General features: G+C 34.3%; 9 protein-coding genes. 2 read left to right on the forward strand and 7 right to left on the reverse strand.

Annotated features, from left to right (window positions below):
• Positions 1-41 precede the first annotated feature (41 nt).
• Positions 42-1,325 carry a Pycsar system effector family protein gene (locus ACQ0RB_RS04905; protein ID WP_129759371.1) on the forward strand — a complete coding sequence of 428 codons (1,284 nt, stop codon included), beginning with the start codon at positions 42-44 and terminating at the stop codon, positions 1,323-1,325.
• On the opposite strand, the gene ACQ0RB_RS04910 is transcribed toward ACQ0RB_RS04905, so the two are convergent.
• Positions 1,315-3,690 (reverse strand): GAF domain-containing protein, encoded by a 2,376-nt coding sequence (locus ACQ0RB_RS04910; protein ID WP_430496893.1) that lies wholly within the window; start codon positions 3,688-3,690, stop codon positions 1,315-1,317. The genes ACQ0RB_RS04905 and ACQ0RB_RS04910 overlap by 11 nt on opposite strands.
• A gap of 175 nt (positions 3,691-3,865) precedes the next feature.
• Here ACQ0RB_RS04910 and ACQ0RB_RS04915 point away from each other — a divergent pair, with 175 nt between their 5' ends.
• Positions 3,866-7,234, forward strand: a complete 3,369-nt coding sequence (locus ACQ0RB_RS04915) for a T9SS type B sorting domain-containing protein (protein WP_430496895.1) — start codon at positions 3,866-3,868, stop codon at positions 7,232-7,234.
• A gap of 23 nt (positions 7,235-7,257) precedes the next feature.
• On the opposite strand, the gene ACQ0RB_RS04920 is transcribed toward ACQ0RB_RS04915, so the two are convergent.
• The 6 genes from ACQ0RB_RS04920 to ACQ0RB_RS04945 are packed head-to-tail and all read right to left on the reverse strand — an operon-like array spanning position 7,258 to position 20,776.
• On the reverse strand, positions 7,258-9,375 hold the full coding sequence (locus ACQ0RB_RS04920; RefSeq protein ID WP_430496897.1) for a glycoside hydrolase family 97 protein: 2,118 nt from the start codon (positions 9,373-9,375) through the stop codon (positions 7,258-7,260).
• 10 nt (positions 9,376-9,385) lie between these two features.
• Positions 9,386-11,044 carry an alpha-amylase family glycosyl hydrolase gene (locus ACQ0RB_RS04925; RefSeq protein WP_430496899.1) on the reverse strand — a complete coding sequence of 553 codons (1,659 nt, stop codon included), beginning with the start codon at positions 11,042-11,044 and terminating at the stop codon, positions 9,386-9,388.
• A 33-nt stretch (positions 11,045-11,077) separates the two neighbouring features.
• On the reverse strand, positions 11,078-12,976 hold the full coding sequence (locus ACQ0RB_RS04930; protein ID WP_430496901.1) for an alpha-amylase family glycosyl hydrolase: 1,899 nt from the start codon (positions 12,974-12,976) through the stop codon (positions 11,078-11,080).
• Position 12,977: 1 nt separating this feature from the next.
• Positions 12,978-16,469 (reverse strand): TIM-barrel domain-containing protein, encoded by a 3,492-nt coding sequence (locus ACQ0RB_RS04935; RefSeq protein WP_430496903.1) that lies wholly within the window; start codon positions 16,467-16,469, stop codon positions 12,978-12,980.
• Complete coding sequence (locus ACQ0RB_RS04940; protein WP_430496905.1) at positions 16,466-18,409, reverse strand: glycoside hydrolase family 13 protein; 1,944 nt, start codon at positions 18,407-18,409, stop codon at positions 16,466-16,468. Before ACQ0RB_RS04940 ends, ACQ0RB_RS04935 begins: the two co-directional genes overlap by 4 nt.
• Positions 18,410-18,469: 60 nt before the next feature.
• Positions 18,470-20,776, reverse strand: a complete 2,307-nt coding sequence (locus ACQ0RB_RS04945; RefSeq protein WP_430496907.1) for a glycoside hydrolase family 65 protein — start codon at positions 20,774-20,776, stop codon at positions 18,470-18,472.
• Positions 20,777-20,796: the final 20 nt, after the last annotated feature.

Genomic DNA, 20,796 nt, shown 5'->3' on the forward strand with positions numbered 1-20,796 from the left:
TTTTTTTAGTACTTTGTATTCTATAAATTTAAACAAGATTTATGTCTAAACTAGTTGAAAATGCTGAAAAGTTTGTTTTTGATCTTTTTAAAAATGACCTTGACCAAACGTTTCTTTACCATAATTATACACATACCGAACGTGTACTAAGAAGCTTAAGAGAAATTCTTGAAAACTCTGAAGTTAACAAAGAAGATTCTGAAATTTTAGAACTTGCTGTTTTATTTCACGATACAGGTTACACCAAGCTTAGAGAGGGTCATGAAGAAGAAAGTGTAAAAATAGCTTCAACATTTCTAAAAGATAATGATGCAAGTGATGACTTGATAGCTTCGGTTAGTGAGTGCATTATGGCTACAAAGTTTAAAGACACTCCTAAAACTAAACTGGGTAAAATTATAAGGGATGCTGATGCTTCGCATTTTGGTAAAAAATATTTTAATGAAGCCAGTGAGTTTTTAAGAAAGGAAATGGAAATACAAGGTGTTTGCAAGTTTTCACCTAGCGAATGGCTTGAAGAAAACATAAAAGTACTTACCGAGAAGCATGAGTTTTATACTGATTATGCTTTAAAAAATTGGCAAAGACAAAAAGAAGAAAACCTTGCTAAACTGATAAAAAAGAAAAAGAAGAATAAAGAAAAAGCCAATAAAGAAAAAATAAAGGCAAAGTATAAAGCACAATATAAAAACGAAAGTCCTGAACGTGGCATTCAAACCTTTTACAGAACTGCGTTAAGAAATCATATGAAATTAAGCGATATTGCTGATACAAAAGCTAACATTTTGCTTTCTGTAAACGCCATTATTATTTCATTGGTACTTTCTAACCTAATATCAAAGCTTGATTCTCCTTCAAACAGCTATTTAATAGTACCTACATTAATATTTACTGTTTCTAGCGTGGTTTCGATGATTTTATCAATAATTGCTACAAGACCAAATATTACCAGTGGTGAGTTTACCAAAGAAGATGTTAAGAACAAAAAAGTGAATTTAACCTTTTTTGGAAACTTTCATAAAATGGAGTTAAGTGAGTACCAATGGGCAATTAGTGAGCTTTTAAAAGACAAAGATTATGTGTACAGTTCTTTAACTAAAGACTTGTACTTTCTTGGTAAAGTTTTAGACCGAAAATACAGGATTTTACGTTTAACCTATACTATTTTTATGGCTGGAATGGTAATATCTGTGATTTCTTTTGCGGTATCTTTTAAAGCTCAACACCCAAAGAAAGACATTAAAGATGTGATTACTAAAAACGAGTATAAACTAAACCCAAAAACTTCAACAAAAAGTAGTGATTCCTTTTACATTACTGCTTAAGTGTTGCCATTAAATCATCATAGGTGTAGAATTTTTGATCCTCTTTATCAGTGTATAAGATACTGGCTCTTATAGCTCTTAAACCAGTAACACTTTGTAGGTCTTCTAACTCTAAAATTTCAACCTCATCTCCAAGTACGTGCTTAGATTGTAAGAACTTTACATAACGCATGTATTCTTGCTCATCTTCTTTTTGAGAATATACTATAGTAATTTTTCCTTTGTGTGTAATTCTATCAGTAGTTCCTTTAACAAAAGCTTTGTCCACACGTTTTTTTACAACTTCATATCTTGCATTGTAAGTACCATCTACATCAAAACGTTTTTCATCCATTCTAAATCTTATAGACAATGGTTGATTAAACACTAAAATCATTGAAGTAACGTCTAAAGACATTGGATACTCGTGCTGATTGTTGTAAAATTCGTTTTCCATTTCGCACATTACCTGAAGCTGCCATAATCTTAGGTTGTACAAGTATATATTATCAAAGCTATCTTCTTTTGTAATCGCTTCTCCTATATACATATTATGCTCAACTCCATCGGTTTTATAACGCTCAAAAAAGTGTGGGTACATTTGTTGCGCATCAACTTGTTTTTCGTCTAGCATACCAGACATTTTTTTGTTGATAAGCGCAATGGTATCATCATAGTTTTTTCTGTAGTAATAAATCATCCCTAAGCTGGAATCAATTTTACTAAAGTAGTCTTCTATACTTTCTTTTAATTCAGAATGTTTAGCTAGTAAAAACTTAAATAAAGCGTCTAATTCTTTATGGAAAAACGCAGCTATTTGTTGCTCACTATCAACTTTAAAATCGGTCTCAATTTCTTTAATATAAGAATCAATTTGAAATCTTACTTGGTCATAGATAGGCATATTTAAATGCTCAGGAATATCTTCAAGAATTTTATTAGCAAAAGACAGTTGAAGCAATAAATCTTTTTGAGTAGTTAAATTTCTGGCTTCTGATGATCCTTTTACATCAATTTGTCCAAAAAGTGGATATACTTTTTCAAAAGAAATTTTTTGAAACATTGCATTTCCATCATTATTGTGCTGATCAATTAAAAATTGCTTTGCAGCTTTTTTAAATTTCCACGACACACTAGGATGTATAGATGTACATTCTTGTTGTATAACTGCCTCTATTAAGTTTTCTTCTTCGCGTTTAGATCGTTTAACCGAAGACACTATAAATGGCATTACATCGATTAGCTTGTTAGCTACAATGCTATTAAGTACATGTGGTTTTTCTGAAGCTATTTCAAGAACACCTAACACTTCATCTTTATCAGCAATTGGAGCTAAAATAGCACTTTTAATACCTTGTTTGTTTAAAATAGAAACATGAGGCATTTCTTCTTTATCTACACAAGATTTCTCGACATTAGATACCGAAAAAAATTGCTTTTGGTTTATGATTAAATCATAAGACCAATCACAAAGTGCATTTTTACAACTTAAATGATCTTGATCACACAAAAGAAAACTCTCAATACCTTCTCCATAAACTCGTTCAAAACTATCATCTTCTTTATTATAAATAGAAAAACCAACTTTTAAATCTTTAATTCCTAAGAAAGAACTAAAGATATTCTGGAAATCGCCCATAAAGCTTTTATCCTTACGTTTGGCTTCTCCTATAAGTGTAGATTTTATATTGGAGATAGATTGATCATCAGTAACATCAAACATGTTAGAAATAACAAACCCTTTAAACTCATAACTATTAGGCGGAAACTTTTCTTTCCACAAATCGAGATTATCAAAATTGTCTAGTAATTCTTCGTAATCGTCTTGAGTTACTTTAGGAGCATTCTTTTTTGGTACAACTTCAGTAAAATCGGCATTATACAAAATCTTATAATACCTCATTACTCCTTTTTCATCAGGTATTTCGTATAAAAAGGGACGTTTAAAGCTTAAATCGTAACCATAATGAAAATTCAAAATAATAGTACACGCAATAATGTACAAATCGCTTTCAGGAAGGTTTTTGATTTTAAGTTCAAAACCATCTCCTGCTGCTTTTACTATTTTCTTGAAACGCTCAGAGGAGTTAAAAATAATATTCTGAAATGGTAATGAAACTGCTTTAATTTCGTTATTAGTTAAAGCGTCACTAAAAGTATCTTGTAAAATTGTAGTGATCAGTTCTTGATGCTCTTTCAAGGTTGATTCATCATCAAAGCCATCTCTCAATATACTATGAGGTTCTTGTAACCTAAGTATTCTTTCTGCTTTGGCTTTTTCAAAATCATCTCCTGTTTGCTTCAAATCCTCGTAATATTTGAGCAACTTATCAAAGCTTATCTTAAGCTCAAAAGGCAATTGTGTATTAGGGTCAAAATGCTTCATAGTGTGCTGCAAATTTACGAATAAAATAGATTGGTCGTAATTTTATTGATTAAATAACATAATGACTCAACAGAAAAACATGTTTAAAATAACGATTATTTCTGTTTAATGATGGGGAAAAGAGGCAATTAAACTGTTTTAATATTATATTTGATAGTATTCATTACAAACAATAATGCCTTGTAGCTCAATACATAAATTAAAACTTAAACTAACTCGAAGTAAATCATTACAGCTTTCAACAAAAAAGCGAATTGACCTAAGAGCAAAATTGTTTGGAATAACATCTCAATTTTCAAGTAACCTACAGAAGTCTTTTTTTAGCTTTATTTTACTTTTTTTTTCAACGTTTAGCTACGCGCAACTACCTAATTTCAACTTAAACGTTACTGCTGTTAACGAAACTTGTTCTGGTAATGGTGCTCTACAAATGGAAGTTTCCAATACAGCATCAGGAGCTGATATTACATATACACTTTACATTTTACCTGACGACTCTACTCCTGTTGCTCAAACATCAACCAACTCATTTAATAATCTTTTTGCAGGAAACTACAAAGTGGTTGCAACCCAATCGTTAAATGGAGACGAAAACACCCAAGAGCAGGAAGCAACTATTAACAACTTAACTACCGAACTGGATTTTGAAATTAGCCACACAACTGCTACATCCTGTAACCAAACTGCCACATTAATTGTAAATGTAACATCTGGTGACGCAGCATTGTATGAAATTACTTCTGGACCAATAACTGTTGCTCCACAAACCTCAAATGAATTTTCCAATTTAACACCAGGAACTTATGTTGTACGCGTATATGATGAATGTGAAAACGCACTATCTAAAACCTACACATTAATTCTTGACGAAAATGACATTACTATTGAGCAATCAGTACTTCCAGTTGTTTATAGCTCTTGTTCAGAAATAGAAATAACCAATAGCATCAATGCGCCTCCTGAAAACCCTATAATTTATCCGCTAACCATAACTTATACAATTTATCCTCCTGATGGCTCTCCTGAAATTGTAATTGTTGAAGAAATGACCTCAGGACCTGAGCTACAATTTAACATTAGCCAAAGCATTATGACTTTTGGTGAAGAAACATTTACAGTAAACATTACAATTACTGATGCTTGCAACAATGTTTTTGAAAGAGATAATGAAATTGACCCAAACCCAAAAGTAATGTTGTTTCCTACTGAAGCATACTGCGGAAAATTTTTAAACCTTATAGTAAACAACTTCTTACCTCCTTATCAAGTTGAATTCATTGAAGCTCCTGAAGATTTTATACCTTCAGTTTACAATGAAGAATACCCTGGACCTTACAACAATAATGTTGTAGTTTTCGAAACAGAAGGAAACCCTGTACCTTACGGAACATACACTATAAATCTTATAGATGCTTGTGGCAGATTAGGCACACATACTCTACTCTTAGAAGAAATTCCTCTAGAGCCAAATCTAGTAGTTAACAATACAGGTTGTTCGGTTGACTCTGGCTTTATAAATGTTTCCATTCCAGATCGAGAAATTGTATCTGCTATAGTAACTGTAGCTCCAGTATCTTATGAAAACGCCTTACCAGATGATATTTCAGAAAACATCAATAATGGCGCTTTAAGTTTAAGTAATTTAGGAAGTGGAATTTATACTATACTAGTTATCGATGATTGCGGAAGTGAATACATCATTGAAACAATTGTTCCTGAATTTGTAATGCAAGAACTATCAGTTATAGCAAAACCAAATTGCTTAACCGAAACCGGATCTTTACGTCTTGCTAGTGGACATGGTAGCCTTACTACAGTTTTAATTTCATCGGCTCCATCTAACTATACACCTTCACTTCCTGATGATGTAAGTGAAAATATAGCTGACTCAGGTTTTTTCTTTATGAACAACCTTCCTGCTGGAGATTACACTTTTGAATTAGTTGACGAATGTGGATTTCAATACACGGAAAATGTTTACATAAATGCATACATCAGCACTCCAAGTGCTTATACTTTAAACAGAAACTGTGGTTCTTTTGATGTTGGTATTAACGATTCTGACGATTCAGTAGTTTCAAAAACCTATTGGTTTCAAAGGTATTTTCCTGAAACCGAAACATGGGGACACCCAAATACTGGAAGTCCATATACCGAAGGTGATATTCCTAATAACACTACAGCCATTCAAATTTTGAATGAGCAAACCATTTACAACATTTTTTTAACTGGAGAATTTAGACTTATTAAGGTATTTCAACCATTCAACAACCAAAACCCTAACGATTTTTGTTTAGATATTTTTGCAAACTTCTCAGTGTTTTCAAACCTTGTTATTTCTGGTGTTTATAATTTAGGTTGCGATGGTGGTAGCGGACCATCAGATGTTATTGTAGACGTTGTTGGCGTTGGTCCTTTTAACTTTAGTATTATTTCGCCTTTTGAATTTGATAATGGTGAAAGCAACACGTTCTTAAATTTAAATGCAGGAACTTACGAGATAAAAGTTGAAGATGCTTGCGGAAATATTGAAAACACTGTAATAAATATTGAAAACCTATTACCAGTTGTAAATATTACCCAACCTAACAATCTACTGTTCTGTACTGATACCAATAGCAATTCTGAAACCTTTAGTTTAAACGATCAAAATGCATTAATTCTAGGTAATCAAAACCCAAATAATTTCACCGTTAGCTACCACCTAAATCAAGCAGATGCTAACTCAGGTGATAATGCACTACCTAACAACTATACAAACACAAACAATCCACAAACTATCTATACAAGAGTTATTCATAACACATTAGATGTTTGTTATGCAACTACCTCTTTTCAAATTCAAGTTGGCGACATTCCTGTTGTTGATGACGATCAAACTATTTCTATTTGCGATGGAAGCACTACAACATTAACAGCAACATCAGGTTATGATGCTTACGAATGGTCTACTGGAGAAACTTCTCAAAGTATTGTAGTAAGCCAAGGTGGAACTTATTCGGTTACTGTAAAGAATATGTTTGGCAACAATAGTTGTGAGGCTATTCAAAATTTCACAGTCTACACCTCTAGTATCGCAACTATTGAAAACATAGAAACTATTGATTGGACCGCCAACAGCAACTCCATTTCTGTTTCAGTTTCAGGAACTGGAGATTATGTGTTTTCTTTGGATGGTATTATTTATCAAGAATCAAATGTTTTCACTAATCTTCCAGCTGGTTCTTATACTGTTTTTGTCAAAGATTTAAATGATTGTGGTATTGTTACTGAAGACGTTTCAATACTAAATTACCCAAGCTTTTTCACTCCAAACAATGATGGTTACAACGATTATTGGCAAATCATAGAATCGCAAACCGAACCCAGTTTAGAAGTCACCATTTTTGATCGATTTGGGAAAATACTAACGTCTTTTTATGGCAATCATTTTGGTTGGGATGGTACGTATAATGGAAACAATATGCCAACCAATGATTATTGGTTTTTAGTGAAACGTGCTGACGGAACAACTCATAGAGGTCACTTTACTCTAAAAAGATAAAAAGCTCCTTTCGGAGCTTTTATTTATTTCTTAAGAATACTTATTGCAAAACCGCCTCCTTCTGCTAATTTTACTGAAAGATTTGAGCCTTTTGATACTTCAATTTTTTCAATTATGATGTCTAAAGGATTATTATCCCAATGTGCTTCATCTCCATCTCTGTAAATTACCGCTTCGTAACTTTGGTTTTCATCTAAAAAGTCGAAAGTTAAGTCTATTGTTCTCGCATTTTCATCTGTAATACCACCAATAAACCAATTACCTGTTTCGCGCTCTTGTCTTGCTATGGTTACATAATCGCCAACCACACCATTCAGCACTTTGGTTTGTTGCCAATCTACTCCAACATCTTTTATAAATTGAAGTGGCTCTGGATTTGCTTCATAATGTTCTACCAAATCAGCAGCCATTTGTATTGGACTATAAATCACCACATACAATGCTAATTGCTGAGCAATCGTAGTGTTTACCTGATTGTCTGGTTTGTATTCATCAAACTTAATATTGAAAATTCCTGGTGTATAATCTATTGGACCAGACAACATTCTTGTAAAAGCAACTATTGGTAAGTGCTCTGGTGGATTACCTCCATCACTTGCCCAAGCATTAAATTCTTGTCCTCTTAAACCTTCGCGAGAAATGATATTAGGATAGGTTCTTCTTAAGCCTGTTGCTTTAATAGGTTCGTGCGCATTAACTGCCACTTCATATTTTGACGCTTTTATAGCTGCATTGTTATAGTGGTTTACCATATACTGTCCGTGATGGTATTCACCTTTAGGGAGTATCTTACCAACATAACCAGATTTTACCGAGTGCATGCCATATTTTTGCATTAAAGCATAAGCAGTGTCTTGTTGCTTAGTATACGTTTCGGTTGCTGCAGAGGTTTCGTGGTGCATTATAATTTCTACACCTTTTTCTTTAGCATATCGTGTAACCTCATCAATATCATAGTCTGGATAAGGTGTTACAAAATCGAATACACCTTCACGGTCTTCAAAACCAATCCAATGTTCCCAACCAGTATTCCAACCTTCAACTAAAACACCACCAATGTTATTTTTTGCTGAAAAGTCTATAAAACGTTTTACATTTTCAGTATTTGCTCCATGTTTTCCGTGTGCACCTCCTGTATCTGTCCACGTACTCATATTCTGTGTCATTCCGTAATCCCAAGAGGATTTTCCTAAGTGCATTTCCCACCAAACACCTGTATACTTCATTGGTGTAAACCAAGATACATCTCCAAGTTTATTAGGCTCATTTAGATTCACGATTAACTTTGATTCTATAAGTTTTGGTGCGTTATCTGAAATTTGAATCGTTCTCCAAGGTGTCTCAAAAGGTAAAGCTCGTTTTACCTTATAAACAGTATTTTCTGAACCTACTAAATTACTTTTTAAATCAAGATTTTTAGTATCTACTTTTAAGGTCATTCCTGAATAATCTATCAAAGCTGCTTCGTGAAAACTTAAATGTGTTCCATCTGCACCAACCATAGTAACTGGTGTGTTAACAGCATTTTCCGGAATATACGTTTGCGCTAAATTTTTATGGTTTGCAAACTGTAAGGCATCAACCTCTGATAACTTTGTAGTATTGTACAAATGCTCATAAATATCCCAATCTCCAGGAATCCAAAAGGTGTTGTAATCTTCAGTTAAGTTGAACTCTGTATGTTCATCTTTAATCAGTGCTTCTTTAAAATTAGCTTGTTCTGGGAATTCATATCTGAATCCAATACCATCGTCATATACTTTAAAAACAAGGTTTAGTTTTCGTTTTAATTCTGATGTTTCTTGTAATTCAACTCTTAATTCATTGTAATGGTTTACTACATCTACTTGTTCTCCCCAAGGCATTTGCCAAGTCTCATTGAACGTGCTTGTTGTTGTATTTACAATATTGAAATTATCCTTTAAAGCTTTAGCATTTGTAAACTCAAACCCTAAGTAAGAGCTATCTACTACGGTTTTGTTATTGAACATTACTGTGTAAAACGGTTGTCCCTGAGCATTAAGGTTGAAATTTACTTTCACTTCACTATTTGGCGAAGTCACTTCAGTAATATGTTTTTCCTTTTGATTACAAGAAAAGAAAAGGACTGTAAGGATTAATGGGATAAGATTGAATTTCATTAAGATTGATTTATTGTCTTTCGATTAAAATGATATTAGCATTCGAATTTATGATAATTTTTCCATTTTCTACAGTGGCTTTAACACCAGAATATGCATCTTGAAGTTTATCTCCTTCTTCAAAAACTTTAGAAACATCGATAACTTTTTCGCCTTTTGGTAAGTCTAAACCAACAATTACCAAATCTTTAAAGTCTCCTTGCTGATAGCTTCTGTAAAATAAATAAGGCTCTTGGGTTATCATTTGATGCTTACCAGCGCCTACAGCAGAATGATTTGTTCTGAATTGTCCCAACTTTTGCCAATGCTCTAAAACTGCTTTTGTTTTTGGGTCTGAATTTAAAGCTTCCCAATTCATAAATGAACGTAAGGTAGCATCACCTTCAGTGCCTTCTATAACCAATGATCTTGCAGACTCATCTCCATAATAAACTTGCGATGTTCCTGGTGATAGTAATAATCTATTTGCGGTCTCGTATGGTTTTTCTCTTTTAGCATCAAACGGACTACCATCATCGTGAGAACTTAAATAATTTAATGTTCCAAAACCTTTTAATGGACCTTTTAAACTATCATTATATTTTTTAAAAGCGTCTTCATAACTCAACTCTTTTGAATTCCATTTGAATTCAAAATTGATTAAGCTTTGAAAACTTGGTGGATTAAAATAGTTCACTTTTCTATCTCCAAAATCGAACCATTGGCCACCTGAAATTCCGTAGTTATACACTTCGCCAACCAAATAGAAGTCGTTACCGTCTAAAACCTTATCTGGATTGTTCTTCTTATACGTTTCAAATGCATAATCACATTCTTTTTTAAACTCTTGCCATACATATTCTTCGGTGTGTTTTACGGTATCTACACGGTAACCATCAATACCAAAATCGGTAATGTAATCCGTTAACCATTTCATTATGTAAAAACGAGGTGCTCTTGGATGCCCTGTTCGTTCAAAAAAAGCATCGAGCTCTTTTACTTCTTGGTCGTAACGACCTTCAGCTTTCCATTTTTCTACCAATTGTGGTGGTAGTTCTACATTCTCGTTGCTTTCTGTTTTTATATCCGGCAGATTAGCAACAAGTGTACAGCTTATAGTGTTATCATAACTATCGTAAGTACATTGTTTATCTGTTCTTACCCATTCTTCTGGCCAAACTGGGTCTTTTTCTGTCACAGGACCTGTATGATTGATTACTGCGTCTAATACTACACGAATGCCTTTGGCGTGTGCTTCCTTTACCAGTTCTTTTAAATCCTCTTCAGTTCCGAAATTTGGATCAATTTTAGTCCAGTCTTTTGCCCAATAACCGTGAAAACCATAAGTAACACCTGTACCCTCGTCTGTTCCTCCATGGATTTGCTCTACAATTGGTGTCATCCAAATTGCATTTATGCCCAAATCGGTAAAATAGCCTTCTTTAATTTTTTGTGTAATCCCTTTGATGTCGCCTCCTTGAAAACCACGCAACTTCCCTGTTTCTCTCGTCCTGTCAAAATTGACATCATTTGAAGTCTCGCCATTATTGAATCGGTCTGTCAATAAAAAATATAAGTTAGCACCTTCCCAGACAAATGGTGTTTCTGGCTTTGGTGGTTCTTGTTTCTGTTCTTGATTGCAAGACATAGCTAAAGTGATCGTAAGTATTGCTAAAGTTAGTTTTTTCATTGGTGTTTATTTTCTGCGTAACTAGAATTTAAATTATTCTTTGATTTTTAGAATGAAAGATTCCAGAGGTTTTATATCTATCCTCACTTTCCCTCTACTATTTTCAACTTTTAAGGTTGACGTATAATTCTTGTATAACTGGTCTTCCACTTGATAGTCTCCTTCTTTCAAAGCTAATTTTGAGACCAAATCTTCTGGTAATTGCAATTCAAAACCATAGGTGTTTTCGGCATTAAAGTTTGAAATGATAATTAGCTTTTCATCATCACTCCAACGTGAAAAACTTAAGACTTTATCGTTATACCATTCTGTATGCTGCTGATTGTAATGCTGCAAATCTTGATAGTCTCCCATTAAAGCATCACTCTTAATCGTGAAGTTTAACAAACGCTTATAGAAATCTCGCAAAGTTTTTTCTGCTTCGGTAGATTGGCCGCCATCAAACTGTTTGTTGTTTACCCAACGCACAACACTTGGTACGCTTCCATAGTCGAAAATAGATGTTCGTGTTGGGTCTCCAAAGCCTAAATCCTCTTCGGCTTTTTCGCCAAATTCCTGACCGAAATACACCATTGTTGGCGATGTACTAATTGTTGCAGAAACCACCATTGCTGGCTTTCCTTTTTCAGCATTACCTGCAAAATCTGGACTTGCAATACGTTGCTCATCGTGATTTTCTAAAAAGTGAAGCATATGATGCTCAATATCTTTTAAATCTTCTTGAATTGGTGGAATATTATACGTACTTCCGTGACCTTGCATAACGTGCTTTAAGGTGTCATACAATTGTACCTTGTCGTACAGGTAATCCATTTTTCCTTTTTTGATGTAATCTCTGTACAAATGCGGTTGGTAAACTTCAGCCAATAAGAATGCATCTGGATTCTGCATTTTGATGTGCGAATTCATATAACTCCAAAATTCCACAGGCACCATTTCTGCCATATCAAAACGGAAACCATCTACGCCTTTGGCTGTCCAATACAAGGCGATATCTTTAAACTTTACCCAAGAACTAGGCACTGTTTTGTCTTTCCAAAAGTTATAATGTGCTTTGTAATCTTCGTTATCGAAACCTTCAGGTAATTCATCAAAATCTTTTTTGCCTTCTGGATTAATACCGTAGTTAACTTTTACGGTTTCGTACCAATCGTTCATATTTGGCTGCGACGCTCTTGAACCATTACCTGTCCATTTTGCAGGAATTTCCTCAAACTTACTATCAGCTTTTGGGTGATTTTCGCCTCCCAAAGGTTGGTAACCATTTTCCCAATTTGGCACTTTAAATGGTTCTCCTGGATTGTAATAAAAGTTGTTATTGACTGCGTAAGTCACAGTTTTATCATCTTCTGCACCAAAATCTGTTACACCTTCAGGATTCGTTAAACTTTGATAATTACGTGCCACGTGGTTTGGTACAATGTCTATTAACACTTTTAAACCTGCATTGTGTGAACGCTCAATTAAGGCTTCAAACTCTTGCAATCTATTCTCTACATTTTCGGCTAAATCAGGATTTACATTATAATAATCCTTAACTGCATAAGGCGAACCTGCACGACCTTTTACAATATCTGGGTCGTCGTTAGAAATCCCGAATTCACTGTAATCGGTTATCACATCGTGATGTGGCACACCTGTGTACCAAATATGTGTGACTCCGAGATCTTTAATTTCAGTAAGTGCTTTATCTGTGAAGTCGTTGAATTTACCAACGCCATTTTCTTCTAAAGTTCCCCAAGGTTTGTTGTTGGTATTGGTATTTCCGAATAAACGCGTAAAGACTTGATATACGACTTCTTTCTTTTTCATTTTTTGCTTTGTTGCATTTGCTTTCAATTCACTATTATTTGGTGTCGTGTTGTTTTCATTTTTACAACTGAATATCACTGAAGCGATTAAAATTAGAGCAACTATATAGTTTGAACGCATATTATTTGTTAAGCTTTATTTTAATTTCTTTTTTGGTTGAAGTATCCCAAGTCACATCAAGTCTTAAGGTTTCATTATTGATATTGTAATCACCTTCAACTTTTTGACTTCCTATTTTTATTGTTATTGGTGCTTTAGAAATGTTATGAATAACAAGCTCGATTTCTTTTGTTTCACTTGAAAAGTGCTTGCCTATTTCTGCATTAAACTCAAATTCTAAATAGCGTTGGTTGCTTTCAGATTTGAATTCGAGAATTTCGTAGTTTCCATTTTCAAAAGCGTCAACAGTTGAACCATTGTCATTATACATTTGATAATCACTATCTCCTACATCTTTATCAAAATAATAATGAAGTTCTAATACCGAACCATTGTAGGTTTTTGTTGATTGCATTGGTTTTGCCATAGGAATAAAACTTCCACCTCTCACAAATGTTGGTATGCTATTCTCTTTTATTTCGCAATTAATTGGATGACCTCCTTTGTATAATTCATCAGAATAAAAATCAAACCAATTAGATGTCTTTGGAAAATAAACCGATGTCGTTTTTTGTCCAGCCTCAAGAATTGGAGCAACTAGAATATTGTTTCCCCATAAATACGTTTTTGAATAATTATAAAGCTGTGAATTAGCGGCTTCTTCAAAAAACAATGGTCGCATTAATGGTGCTCCTGTTTGGTTGTTTTCAAACATAAGGTTGTAGTTATAAGGCAACAGCTTGTAGCGTAATTCTATGGCTTGTTTCGCCAAAGCTTTGGCTTTCTCACTTCTAAAAACCGGTTCACTAGGAACGTCTTCTTGTGCATGAGGTCTATAAATTGGTTGAAAAACGCCATACTGAAGCCAACGCACATAAAGTTCATCATCAAGGTTTGCTCCTGCAAAACCACCAAGATCACTATGCATATAGGCTAAACCTTGCATTCCCATTTGCAATGCAATTTCTGGCTGACTTTGTAATCCGCCCCAAGTTCTGTTTACGTCTCCAGACCAAGGCACTAAACCATAGCGTTGCGAACCAGAATAACCAGCACGCATTAAAATAAATGGTCGCTGATTTGGTAAAGCTTCATGAAAAGCATCTTGAACCAGTTTTGCCCAGTCGTGACCAAAAGTATTATGAACTTCATCAGCTGTTCCTGTTGCATGAATTACACTGGAAGGATGTACTTCGGGTTCTCCTAAATCGCCCCAAATTCCAGTAACACCAAGATTCAACAAGTCTTTATTTACACCCTTAAACCAATTGTAACCAGACTCACTATATACATCTACCAAGCCTGTGTTTCCGAAGAAAAAATCATAGGTTGCTGGATTGCCCAAACTGTCTTTTGCTAAAGCGTTGTTGGTAACTGCTTCGTTCCAACGGTTAGAGGTTGTTAATATAAATGGTTCAGTAATGAGAATGGTTTCTACATTTTTGCCCTGCAATTCCTTAATCATTTGTTTTGGATTTGGGAACGAATCTCTATGAAATTCTAAATTACCCATGGTTCCCATAACCTCTTTTCCAAACCAATATAAATCCAAAATCACTGCGTCAACAGGAATATGTTCTTCTCTAAAAGCATCAATGGTTTTTAATGTTTCTTTTTGAGAATGATAACCAAATCTGCTTGAAAAATTTCCTAAAGCCCAACGAGGCAACATAGGTTGTTTTCCTGTTAAATCAGTGTAATTATCTATGACATCATACCAAGAATCTCCAACAATGACTTGATATTTTTTACGACCAGAAATAGTTTCGTAAGTTAGTGTATTGTCGCCTTTACTATCTAAATCTAAATATCCTATTGGAGCATTGTCAAAATGTACCATATACTGTTTTGACGACATCACAATTGGCAAAGTAAAATTCATTAACTCACTTGTAGTTTCATAGCCATAATGCGCTTTATTATAAAGCTGCAAACGATGACCACGACGATTCATTCCTAAAGCTCTTGCTCCAGCTCCATACAACACTTCATCAGGTGTTAAACTAAATTGAATGGTCTCAAAAGCATCATTTTTTTGGTAGCTATTTTTTTCTGAAATGACTTCTTTTCCGTCTTTCCAATATGAAATATTGAAAGGCGATTTGGTTATAAGAACCGATAAATCTTTAGATTTTAACGTCACTTCTGAATTGGTTTCAGAAAATTGAATATCAGAAAACCCTTTGTTTAAAACCACTGCGTGAGATGGTTTTGCACTTGCCGTTTCACCTTTTTGCAGAAAGGTGGTTTCTGCAATTTTAGATGTAAAGAATTGAATGTTATATGAACCATCAGAAACTTTCACGTTTAGCTCATTATTATTAAAAGAAGCATTAACAAACTCACGCGTTTTTATAGCATCTTGAAACAACCACGTAATAGCTTCTTCAAAATTTTCTCGCCATAATGTTTCGTTGTGTTTTCCGTCAGGAACAACTTTTGACCTTATGTTTTCAGCAGAAAAACCATTGTTTTTTAAAACAGAAATCATTTGATTCATGTCTTTAACAGTCTGACTTATCTCATCAAAACCAGCTTTTTCACCTTCTTTTCCTCCTGCAAGGAAATACATTTTTGTATCGTTTAGATTTGCATGTGATTTTGTGTAATTTTCAATTTCTGGTGCAAACCAAAATGCTGGTGAATACACACCTACTTTCCCGAATACGTTAGGATATTTTAAGGCTGCATAATGCGAAATTAAACCTCCCATTGAACTCCCAAAAATGGCTGTGTGCTTTTTATCTTTTAAGGTGTTGTAATTAGCATCAATGTATGGTTTTAGTGTATTGACGATAAACTCTAAATAGGCATCGCCTTCGCCTCCGCCATATTTTTCATTTTTGAAAGGCGAATATTCATCCAGACGCTTATCTGCGCCATTATCAATACCAACAACTATAAGCTTTAAATTTTTATTTCGGAATAGTTTATCTAGTGTTTCATCAACACTCCATTCATTTGAATATGAAGATGTTTTTTTATCAAATAAATTTTGTCCGTCGTGCATATACACAACAGGATACGATTGATTTGAGGTCTTATAATCTGCTGGCAAATACAACCAAACACGACGTTTGCGGTTGAGTTGCGGCATGTTGAACGTATCTGATAGAACTGTAACTTGCTTTGTGACTGTTGAGGCATTTTCAACATCAAATAAATTGTCCCAACCTACTATCTTTAGTTTTAAAGTATCTGGTTTACTACCAAATGTGTAGCTACGATTTTCAATAGCAAAACCTTTTTTGTCACACTCAACAGAACTCCAAGCACCTTGCGTAAACTTGAAATTAATTGTGCCTTCGCTTTGAGGTAATGTGATGGTATAACGACCATCTTGTAACTCTAATTGATAGGCTTTTTGTCCTCCAGACCAACCTTCAAAATCGCCTGAAATAAAAATCGAAGCATTTTCTGGTGTTTCCTTTGGCACTTGCTCTACAACAATAGTAACTTGAGCAAACGTTGTTTGGAATAAAAGAAGACATAAGATGTAGGTAAGTTGTTTCATTTAAGTTTTGTTGTTAATACTATGGCTCCTTTTTCTTTTAAAGCAATGCTATCTTTCCAAATTACAGTTTCTCCTGTAAATACATTTTTTAATGTTTTTCCTGTTAAACCTAATTCTTCAAATCGGCTTGTATTTAAATTAAAAGCGTCTTCATTTTTGTTCAGAATATGAACAACTGTTTCGTCATCATTAAACCTTGCTAAAACATAGGTGTTGTTTTCTGGTGCAAAGTGCATGGTTTTTCCATTATGAATGGCTTTAGAGTTTTTTCTAAAATTCATCAATTTAGACACATAACTTTGCATATCTTTTTTAGTTTCTTCCAGATTGTCACCTGTAAATGCATTTACGGCATCACCTTCCCAACCACCAGGAAAATCGGTACGAATTAATCCGTGATCACCTGGTTTATCAAAATCATTCATTAAGATTTCTGTACCATAATACATTTGAAACGTACGCGGTAATACTGCCAAATAGCTCAACGCCATTTTCGTGTTGGTAATATCACCTTGTAATTGCGTAAAAATACGGCTCATATCGTGGTTGTCTGGAAACACTAAAATGTCTTCAGGTCTTGTATAATGAAAATCGTTTGCCAATGCTGTGTATATTTCTTTAAGACCAGTTCCCCAAGTTTCTTCGTTTTTTAATCCTGCTATAATTTTTTCTTGCATAGCAAAATCCATAGTTGAGCGTAAGTTAGAGTCATAACCATCTGCATTTTGATGACCATCTTGCCAATATCCAATTAACAACGGATTGCTTGACCATTCTTCACCTACAATATTAAAATTTGGATATTCTGCCATTATAGCTCCAGCCCAATCGCTCATAAAATCTTTGTCAGGATATGGATAAGTATCTTGACGAATACCACCAAGACCCAGTGTTTCTACCCACCAAATACTATTTTGAATAAGATACTTTGCCATAAACGGATTACGTTGATTAAGATCTGGCATTCCCTGAACAAACCAACCATCGCTCATTTCTTGCTTATCAATTTTTGAAGCATAGCTATCTTGGTTTACCGTTCTTCTGTGTGATGAACGTTTTACAATCTCATTGTTCCAATTGGCTTTATTTGCTTCGTAATGCGCTTGGTAATTTACCCAATCACTAAATGGTAAGTCTTTCATCCACCAATGTTCCAAACCGCAATGGTTTGCGACTTGGTCCATAATTAGCTTCATATTATTTTTTCGTAATTCGTCAGCTAATTTTCTGTAGTCTTCGGTTGTACCAAATCTTGGATCTACTTGATAATAATCAGTAATAGCATAACCATGATACGATGCATGATGCATGTCGTTAGTTAGCACAGGACAAGGCCAAACAGCAGTAAAACCTAAATCTTTAATATAGTTGACATGCTCTGTAATTCCTTGAAGATCGCCTCCATGACGTGCATAATCATTGGTTCTATCTATGTGCTTTTCGTTTAAATTATCAAACGTATCATTGTTTGGATTCGCGTTTGCAAAACGATCTGGTGTGATTAGATAAATAGCGTCTGAACTATTAAACCCTACAAAATCTTCAGCTGATTTTTCTCTAGCTTTAAGCTCGTAAGTTGTTAATAGTTCTTCGTTGTCATCATTTTTAAATATGATATTGAAAGTTCCTGCTTTGGTACTGTTTGAAATGATGACATCTATAAACAGGTAGTTATTGCTTTTTTCTGCTTTACTTACATGTGCAATAGTTACTCCAGGATATTCAATACTTGGTTGGTAACTCCCAATATTTTGATGGTGTACTAATAACTGTAAGCTATCATTTTTAAAACCAGTCCACCAATTAGGTGGTTCTACGCGATCAATATCGTTTTTATTGATAAATTCTGAAACTGAAGTTTCAGCAACTGATTCTTTTTCAGGTTTTTTACAGCCCAACAAAATTGCACTAATGAGCAGCATTAAAACATATTTCTTCATAATCTTTGTTTTTTGTGGATTCCGCATCAAGTGCGGAATGACAAACAGAATAATACAACTTTACACTGTAACCAAGCTATTAGCTTCAATTGTTACTTTTTTATCGTTTACCAAGATGTCTAAACTTTCGCCACCTTCAAGTTCGAAGTTGGTTTTACCTTGGTTAACATTCACTTTTATGATTTGATTTCTAAAGTTGATTTTAAACGAATAACCATCCCATTCTTTTGGAATTTTAGGTGAAAAAGACAAGGTATTATCTTTTACACGCATTCCGCCAAAACCTTCAACAATACTCATCCAAGTTCCTGCCATAGATGTAATATGCAAGCCTTCGTGAACCTCTTTATTATAATCATCTAAATCTAATCGCGATGTTCTTAAATAAAACGTATAAGCTTGTTCCATACGGTCAATTTTTGCCGCTTGAATACTATGAACACAAGGTGACAATGAACTTTCGTGTACAGTATATGGCTCGTAAAAATCGAAATGACGCTCTAACTCTTCAGTAGAAAAATGATCTTCGAAGAAATAGAAACCTTGTAATGTATCGGCTTGTTTTATGTAAGGCGAACGCAAAATGCGATCCCAAGACCAATATTGGTTTATAGGTCGTTGACTAGCATCTAGCTCATCAACTTTTATTAATTCTTTATCTAAAAATCCGTCTTGCTGTAAGTACACATTATGCTCTTCAGAATATGGGAAGTACATCGCATCTGCAACCGATTTCCATTGTGTTATTTCAGCTTTAGACAGCTTAACTTTATTCATTATTCTAGTAAAGTCTGTATCGTATTCTGCTTCAACTTTACTAATATTTTCAATAGCATAATCTATACACCATTTAGCTATATAGTTAGTATACCAATTATTGTTTACGTTGTTTTCGTACTCATTTGGACCTGTAACACCTAAAATAACGTACTTATTTTTTGCTGTTGAAAACGTAGCGCGTTGGTGCCAAAAACGTGCAATACCAATAAGTACTTCCAAGCCTTTTTCAGGTATATAACTGTAATCGTTTGTAAACCTGTGGTAGTTATAAATGGCAAAAGCAATGGCGCCATTACGATGAATTTCTTCAAAAGTAATTTCCCATTCGTTATGACATTCTTCTCCATTCATAGTTACCATTGGGTACAATGCTGCGCCATTAGTAAAGCCTAATTTTTCAGCATTCTCAATAGCTTTTTGCAAATGATTATATCTGTACTCCAATAAGCTTCTTGCTACTTTTTGGTCTTTTGTAGCCATGTAAAACGGAATGCAATATGCTTCGGTATCCCAATAGGTGCTTCCACCATATTTTTCGCCTGTAAATCCTTTTGGACCAATATTTAATCTAGAATCTTTTCCTAAATACGTCTGATTTAAATGAAATATATTAAAACGAATACCTTGTTGCGCTTTTACATCACCACTAATGGTGATATCTGCCATATCCCAAATGTTTGCCCAAGCTTGTTTTTGTTGCTCTAGCAAAGTATCAAAACCAAGTTGTGTAGCTGTTGCCAACACTGATTTTGCTGCAGTTACCAATGCGTTTTTATCATGGTTTCTATCTACAGTATAACCTCCAAATTTATGAATGGCATATGTTTCGCCTTGCTTAACATTTTGTTTGTAGCTGTAAGATACTAATGTTACATCTGCACTAACGTTTGGCTCGATTAATACCGACTTACCATTGATAAAAACCTTTGATTCCATGAACGTGCATGTATAAAAATCGGTTTTCATGGTTTTAGCCTGAATAAACGCTTGGTTATTATCGTGACTTACTTGAGTAGTGTCCCAAAACTTATCGTCCCAGTTAGTATCTTCGTTTGTAATTCCTGAATCTATATAAGGTTGAAATACAATTTCAGCATCACTATTTAATGGTGTTACTTGATAATTGATTACTCCCATTTCGTCTTGGTTAAGACTTAAAAAACGTTTTGCGTTAACTTCTACTTCTATACCATTTTGAAGTGTTGCCTTAAAAGTTCTAGACAACCAACCTTCTTTCATATTAAGTTCTCGTCTAAAATCTTGAACCGTTTTGCACTTGTTTAGGTCTAACTGCTCGCCATTTATTGCTACATTAATACCAATCCAGTTTGGTGCATTAAGTACTTTTGCAAAATATTCTGGGTAGCCGTTTTTCCACCAACCAACACGTGTTTTATCAGGATAATATACACCTGCTATGTAGCTTCCTTGAAAGGTTTTTCCTGAATATTGTTCTTCAAAATTAGCGCGTTGTCCCATGGCTCCGTTACCAATACTAAACAAACTTTCTGATGATTCTACGCGCTCTGCATGAAACCCTTCTTCTATGATTGACCAATTATCTGGTTTAATATAATCTTGGTTCATAATTTTAATATATTGTCTTG

The organism is Gaetbulibacter sp. PBL-D1, assembly GCF_050509525.1.
Lineage (GTDB): Bacteria > Bacteroidota > Bacteroidia > Flavobacteriales > Flavobacteriaceae > Gaetbulibacter_B > Gaetbulibacter_B jejuensis.

Coding starts and splice junctions, on each gene's coding strand:
- ACQ0RB_RS04905 (WP_129759371.1), top strand. CDS start 42: ATGTCTAAACTAGTTGAAAATGCTGAAAAGTTTGTTTTTGATCTTTTT.
- ACQ0RB_RS04910 (WP_430496893.1), bottom strand. CDS start 3,690: ATGAAGCATTTTGACCCTAATACACAATTGCCTTTTGAGCTTAAGATA.
- ACQ0RB_RS04915 (WP_430496895.1), top strand. CDS start 3,866: ATGCCTTGTAGCTCAATACATAAATTAAAACTTAAACTAACTCGAAGT.
- ACQ0RB_RS04920 (WP_430496897.1), bottom strand. CDS start 9,375: ATGAAATTCAATCTTATCCCATTAATCCTTACAGTCCTTTTCTTTTCT.
- ACQ0RB_RS04925 (WP_430496899.1), bottom strand. CDS start 11,044: ATGAAAAAACTAACTTTAGCAATACTTACGATCACTTTAGCTATGTCT.
- ACQ0RB_RS04930 (WP_430496901.1), bottom strand. CDS start 12,976: ATGCGTTCAAACTATATAGTTGCTCTAATTTTAATCGCTTCAGTGATA.
- ACQ0RB_RS04935 (WP_430496903.1), bottom strand. CDS start 16,469: ATGAAACAACTTACCTACATCTTATGTCTTCTTTTATTCCAAACAACG.
- ACQ0RB_RS04940 (WP_430496905.1), bottom strand. CDS start 18,409: ATGAAGAAATATGTTTTAATGCTGCTCATTAGTGCAATTTTGTTGGGC.
- ACQ0RB_RS04945 (WP_430496907.1), bottom strand. CDS start 20,776: ATGAACCAAGATTATATTAAACCAGATAATTGGTCAATCATAGAAGAA.